Source organism: Pseudomonas sp. KB_15, from assembly GCF_052114525.1.
Taxonomy (GTDB): domain Bacteria; phylum Pseudomonadota; class Gammaproteobacteria; order Pseudomonadales; family Pseudomonadaceae; genus Aquipseudomonas.
Window position 1 is genome coordinate 1 of record NZ_JBFREX010000087.1, and the last position, 6061, is coordinate 6061.

General features: G+C 57.7%; 4 protein-coding genes and 1 pseudogene. 3 read left to right on the forward strand and 2 right to left on the reverse strand.

Going from position 1 to position 6061, the window contains the following annotated elements; genetic code table 11:
- Nucleotides 1-234 (reverse strand): annotated as a pseudogene (locus AB4Z35_RS29600) (hypothetical protein); the annotation flags it as partial.
- Complete coding sequence (locus AB4Z35_RS29605; protein WP_442101103.1) at nucleotides 140-376, reverse strand: hypothetical protein; 237 nt, start codon at nucleotides 374-376, stop codon at nucleotides 140-142. The gene AB4Z35_RS29605 and the pseudogene AB4Z35_RS29600, both read right to left, overlap by 95 nt.
- Nucleotides 377-757: 381 nt before the next feature.
- On the opposite strand from AB4Z35_RS29605, the gene AB4Z35_RS29610 reads away from it, so the two are divergent.
- From AB4Z35_RS29610 to AB4Z35_RS29620, 3 genes are all read left to right on the forward strand, one after another.
- Complete coding sequence (locus AB4Z35_RS29610) at nucleotides 758-2080, forward strand: DUF1329 domain-containing protein (RefSeq protein WP_442101104.1); 1323 nt, start codon at nucleotides 758-760, stop codon at nucleotides 2078-2080.
- A 316-nt stretch (nucleotides 2081-2396) separates the two neighbouring features.
- The gene (locus AB4Z35_RS29615; protein ID WP_442101105.1) at nucleotides 2397-5369 is read left to right on the forward strand and encodes a multicopper oxidase domain-containing protein; all 2973 of its coding nucleotides are present in this window, start codon (nucleotides 2397-2399) and stop codon (nucleotides 5367-5369) included.
- Nucleotides 5370-5423: 54 nt separating this feature from the next.
- Entirely contained in the window at nucleotides 5424-5720 is a 297-nt protein-coding gene (locus AB4Z35_RS29620) for a hypothetical protein (RefSeq protein WP_442101106.1), read from the forward strand.
- The last annotated feature ends 341 nt before the right edge of the window (nucleotides 5721-6061 follow it).

Genomic DNA, 6061 nt, shown 5'->3' on the forward strand with positions numbered 1-6061 from the left:
GCTGCGTTCGGCTGCGAAGCAGTCGTGAGTCCTGCTGACGCGGTCTGCCTGACGTACCGCAATGACTGATTTTACGACTGCTTTGCAGCCGAACGCAGCCTCGCGGGCTCGGCAGCTGCTACAAATGACGTTGGACGTATCAGTCGTCGTTGTCATCGCGATCGCGGTAGCGGCGGTGATCGCGATCGCGATCGTAGTCACGACGATCATATTGACGGTCATAACCTTGATCATCGTCCCCTCTTTGGTCGTAACCACGTCGATGATCATGATCGTGATATCGACCGTACCTTTCTCCGTCATCCCAGTGCGGGCCGCAGCCTCCCAACAAGATGGCGCTGGAAATGGCCACGATCAAGATTACTGCGCGATTCATATGAACGTCCTAAGCGTCGGAGGTTTGGAATGGTTACAGCTATGACCATTGGGTAACTCAATGATTCCTCGGTGAAAAACAAACAAGTGATGGTCACTCTCAGCTACCGCGCCATCGAATGCATCAGCCTGGTTCCAGGCCGGAGAAATGGCATGTGGTGCAGGTGTGCAGCCTGCCTGAGGCAACCACAGCCACCCTGCCCGCGGAGACAGCCTGGGCCTGTCATGAATAGCCAAGGGACTGTCGTCAAATGAAAAGCGCCCCTGATACGGGGGCTATTTAATGGCAGTACTGAAAAAGCCTCTGGCGATTGAGCCGACGTAAGCGACTGCTCCGCCTGAGTCACGAGTTGCCTGGTACGCCAGGCAGGAGAATAACAATATGAAATTCGTGAAAAGTGTTCTGGCTGCTGTACCCCTCATGGCGCTGGCCATCGATGCCCAAGCCTATGTATCGAGCCAGGAAGCCGCCCGGCTGGGCACCAGCCTGACGTGGGTGGGTGCCGAAAAGGCCGGTAATGCCGATGGCTCCATTCCGCCCTACAACGGTGGCCTGACCACTGCCCCTTCCAGCTTCAAGACCGGCGACAGCATGCGCCCGGACCCCTTTGCGCACGAAAAACCACTGCTGGTGATCAACGGCAAGAATGTCGATAAGTACAAAGGCATGCTGACCGCCACCACCGTAGCGTTGGCCAGGCGCTACCCGGGCTTTCGCATCGATGTGTATCCGACCCACCGCACGGCATCGCTGCCCCAGGCGGTTCTGGACAATAGCCGCAAGAATGCCACTGCCGCCAGGTCGCTCAACGGCGGGATCGCCATCGACAATGTGATGCCCGGGGTGCCGTTCCCGATCCCGCAATCAGGCGCCGAAGCGATGTGGAACTTCCTGCTGCGCTACCAGGGTGTCAACATCCATTCCAAGTACGACTCCTGGAGCGTCGACACGGCGGGCGTACCGAGCCTGGCAGTCACCGGCGAAGCATTCGTCTCCTTCCCGATTTACGAAAAGATGTCCAAGCCCTTCAACAGCTCCGACATTTACTATCAGTTGAAACTTTCCTATACCGGACCTGCGCGCCGGGCCGGCGAGTCGATCATGCTCAAGAACGCCACCAACCCAACGCAGTTTCCTGGCAGGGCCTGGCAGTACATGCCTGCCCAGCGCCGCGTCAAACAGATTTCGATCCTGGCCTACGACACACCCAACCCCGGTACTGCCCGTGCGCTCGAACTGTATGACTGGACTCTGGCAGGCAAGCAGGAAATGATCGTGCCCTACAACACCTACAAACTGACCTACGCTCGCGATGCCAAATCGCTGACCACGCCAAACTTCATTGCGCCGGATTTCGTACGCTGGGAAAAACACCGGGTCTACATTGTGGAGGGCAACCTCAAGGCCGGTGCAAAGCACATCTACCAGAAGCGCCGCTTTTACCTGGATGAAGACACTTGGGCCGCGGTGGCCTCCGATCAGTACGACACCAGTGGCCAGCTATACCGTGGCTCCTTCGCGTTCTTCAGCCAGAGCTATGACCAGCAGGTCCCGGACGCCACCCCTTTCATGACGTACGACCTGTCGAAAGGCACCTATAACATCAATGGCGTGGTGGGCCCTCATGGCGGCATCCGCTACATCGAGCCACTTTCGACAGCGCAGTGGGTGCCAGAGTCCATGGCGGGCACCGGTATTCGCTAGGTCCGCGGCGATACAACGCCCGATCAGAAAGTGGCCACTTCTCTTAACCCGGACACCCCGCACAATCGCACCCGGTATTGGGGGATATTCCCCGTCATCGGGGTTTTCATCCTGGCTTGACATACGCCTGCTTAAGGCCGGCGGACACGGGGGGCGTGGCGCAGAGCCATTAGTCACCTCCTGTCACTTTCGGCGGGAAATATGCATCGTTCCCATCCCGGCTCGAAATCAAACATTTCGCCAGCCCGGCCAGGAGCAGCGGCTCGTTGCCCATGTATTGCCACGCGCTCCGAGAACCCCGTCAGAGGTGTTTGCGATGAAACTAGATACCGCAAGTTCGAAACCTAGTCCATTGTTCAAAACCAGGCTGGCGCTGAGTATCTCTGCTGCCGTGATCATGTTGGGGCTGGGCTTGTCCCGGACCCAGGCAGTCCCCCTCGACAACACCGATCCACCGCCTCCTACCGACCCATCGGCGTTCACCAATCCGCCCGCCGACCCCGATGCCGCATCGCGGGACTTGCTCAAACTGCCTCCCGCAAACGTCGGCGCCTTCGACTTACCCAATGGTGTGACCGGTAACCGCAGGACCCCCTTGGTCGACAATGTGCTGCCACCCGATCAGCAAACCAGCTTCAATATCMCCACTAACGGTAATCCCAGCCCGGTGTTCGGGGCTCAACCGTTCACCCAGAAGCTTGAACTTTTCGAGGAATTCGGCTCGAACAAACTGGATGCAACCGACCCGCCATCACCCGTTCCGTTTCCGGTTCCGACGCTGGGCCCCGCACCCGCGCAAGATCCATTGAACGTGGCGCGTAGCGGCCCGTCGCCGGATGCGCTGGATGCCTTTCTCAGGCAGCCGGCATTGACGCCCTTCCCGACAGAGTTCTCCAATGTACTGGACCGCAACCCCTGGAAGGCGCAGATCGAGCTTTTCCTCAATCGCCGAGTCGATTCGCCCGCAGAAGGCCGGCCTCCGGGAAAAGGCTGGTCGCACCAGCGTTTCAATGAGTTTTTCCCGCGCGACGCCTTCAAGACTGTGCAAGCCGGCGCGCACGTCAACAGCGGCTTGCGTGATCGCATGCAACGGCATAACTACGCCGTGGGGGAATTCGCGCCCGGCGGGCTCTATCACAACACCAATGGCGAGCCGGCCAACGAGGGCACCACCAAGGGCATTCAGGTGCAGTTTCACCCCAACTTCCCTATCCAGGACCATAATGCGCTGTGGACATTCGACGGCACCTTTCCGCCCAAACTGCTTCTAGTACGCTATGGCCAAGCGATGCTGATGCGTCATTACGATGCCTTGCCCATTGACCCATCGGCCAACCGGGGCTTTGGCCTGCACACCCTCACCACCCATGAACATAACGGCCACTCGCCCGCCGAAAGCGATGGCTTTACCAACGCGTTCTTCTTCCCGGGCCAGTACTACGACTATCGCTGGCCGATCCAGTTGGCCGGTTACGACACCATCAACACCACTGCGCAGGACCCAAGGGCAGCGTTCCCGTGCGACCCCGGTGAAATCCTGTTCGTCAACGACGCCACCCCCGGCTTCAAGACTTGCAACAACGGCACCATCAAGATCCGTGGCGACTGGCGCGAAACCATGAGCACCCACTGGTTCCACGACCACATGCTCGATTTCACCGCGCAGAATGTCTACAAGGGCAACGCGACGATGATGAACTACTACAGCGCCGTGGACCGTGGCAACGAGTCGGTCGACGACGGGGTCAACCTGCGCTTGCCCAGCGGTTCGGCGTTGGGCTGGGGTAACCGTGACTACGACATCAACCTGACGATCGCCGACAAGGCCTGGGACCAGGCCGGCCAGTTGTGGTTCAACCCCTTCAACACCGACGGTTTTCTCGGTGACCAGGTGCTGACCAACTGGGAGTACAAACCCTTCCTGGACGTACGTGCCCGCCGCTATCGTTTCCGCATTCTCAACGGATCGGTTTCTCGCTACTTCAAGTTGGCGGTGGTGCGTCAGGTCAATGGTAATGGTGGCGAGTTTCCTGGCCCGAACAGCTCCGGGTTTTCCTATAACCGGGTGCCGTTCCACATGATTGCCAACGACGGCAATATCATGGAGCACGCGGTGCCGTTCGATGGCAGCCTGGACCTCGATGGCGACGGCGACACACAGGACCACAATGCCATTCTGCCGATACAAGGCATTGGCGAACGCTATGACATCGTCGTCGACTTCGCGAAAAACGGCATCAACCCGGGCGACAAGATTTTCTTCGTCAACATTGAGGAGCATGAAGACGGCAAGCGTCCAAAACGTGACATTCCATTGGCGGATGTACTCTCCGGGAAGTACCTGCCCGTTGTCAGGCAAACCAGCAACGGGCCACAGTGGGTCAATGGTGACCCGGGCGTGGGCCTGTTCATGCAACTGAACGTCCAGCCTTACACCGGCCAGGATGTCAGCATGAATCCGGTCGACTTCGAGCCCGCCAAGCCTGGCAAGCCCGAGGGCAGGTTCATGATCCCCCTGCCCTTGCACCGTGATGACCCTGCCGATATCGCCCGGCTTGCCCAGGCGCGGCACCGCACCTTTATCTTTGGCCGCTCCAACGGCACAGATTTTACGCCCTGGACGATCAAGACCGATGGCGGCAGAGGCTTCAACATGGACCCGCGCCGGATTTCAGCCGCGCCACAACTGGCCACTGGCCCGACACCGGCAGGGTTCAAGGGTGAAGGCACGCTGGAAATCTGGAAGATCCAGAACGGCGGCAATGGCTGGAGTCACCCGGTGCATGTGCACTTCGAGGAAGGGATCATTCTCACTCGAGGTGGCAAACCACCACCAGAATGGGAAAAAGGGGCGCGCAAAGATATCTACAATATAGGCCGCCATCCTGAGAGCCTCGACGATGTCGAAATGGCCATACACATCCGTGAGTTTGCCGGTACCTACATGGAGCACTGCCACAACACACAGCATGAGGACACGTCGATGCTGCTGCGCTGGGACTCTGAGCACCCTGGCCAGTTCCAATTGATGCCCACACCCTTGCCGAGCTGGGACGGCGTGAAATTCGTGAACTCGGTGGCGTTACCTACATTCCGTACGGGAGATGGCGTCGGGCCACAGGTCAATGTCAACAAAGACCAGGGAGGTAGTAGCGGTAGCGGTAGCGGTAGCGGTAGCGGTAGCGGTAGCGGTAGCGGTAGCGGTAGCGGTAGCGGTAGCGGTAGCGGTAGCGGTAGCGGTAGCGGCAGTGGCAGCAGCGGAGGAGGCAGCCGCGGAGGCAAAGGCTAGCATCGTCTATCTAACAGCCAGTCATGTCGTCAGCAAACGCAGAAAACCGCTTACATGACCGTTTCAATCCCAAAGCCACCTACTATCACAGGTGGCTTTGGGTCGATTACTGCCGGCCACAATCTAAAATCTTCAGTTTTCTCGTTGATGGCCTGGAACAGAAAACGCACTTTACCCAGTCTTTTTCGTGGGAAAAATGGCAGTGCTTTGACCCGTTTTGTTAACCCGGCCAAGGGCTATTTTATGGCTGACTCGCTTACATTTCCCGATTTCCCCCATGGAATCTGGAAAAAAAGACGAAAAAATCGGCGGGGCTTTCATCTGCCTTCCGACTCGCCGAAAACCCAGTAACAGTGCGGGCCGCGCGACAAAAGATGGCAATGTGCGACTAGCCAGGGACACTGCCGTTGGTCAGCAAAATTGATCAAAAAATGAACGGCCTCGGGTTTTTTCGTTCAGAATACGCAACAGGTGGCACGGGCACTGATCCTCACCTCACCCCAGAAGCGGAAGTTAAACCTCATATGCACCAAGTGCGAAAATGAGGTTTTTTATTACCTGAAAATKGACATGATCGAATGATTAAAAGTTCATTCGAGAAGCTCGCTTTTATCTTGCCAGCGTGATGCCGCAAGATAATTCAATTGAAACTGCTGGATCATAACTTCAGTGAGCAACGGCATACTCTAATC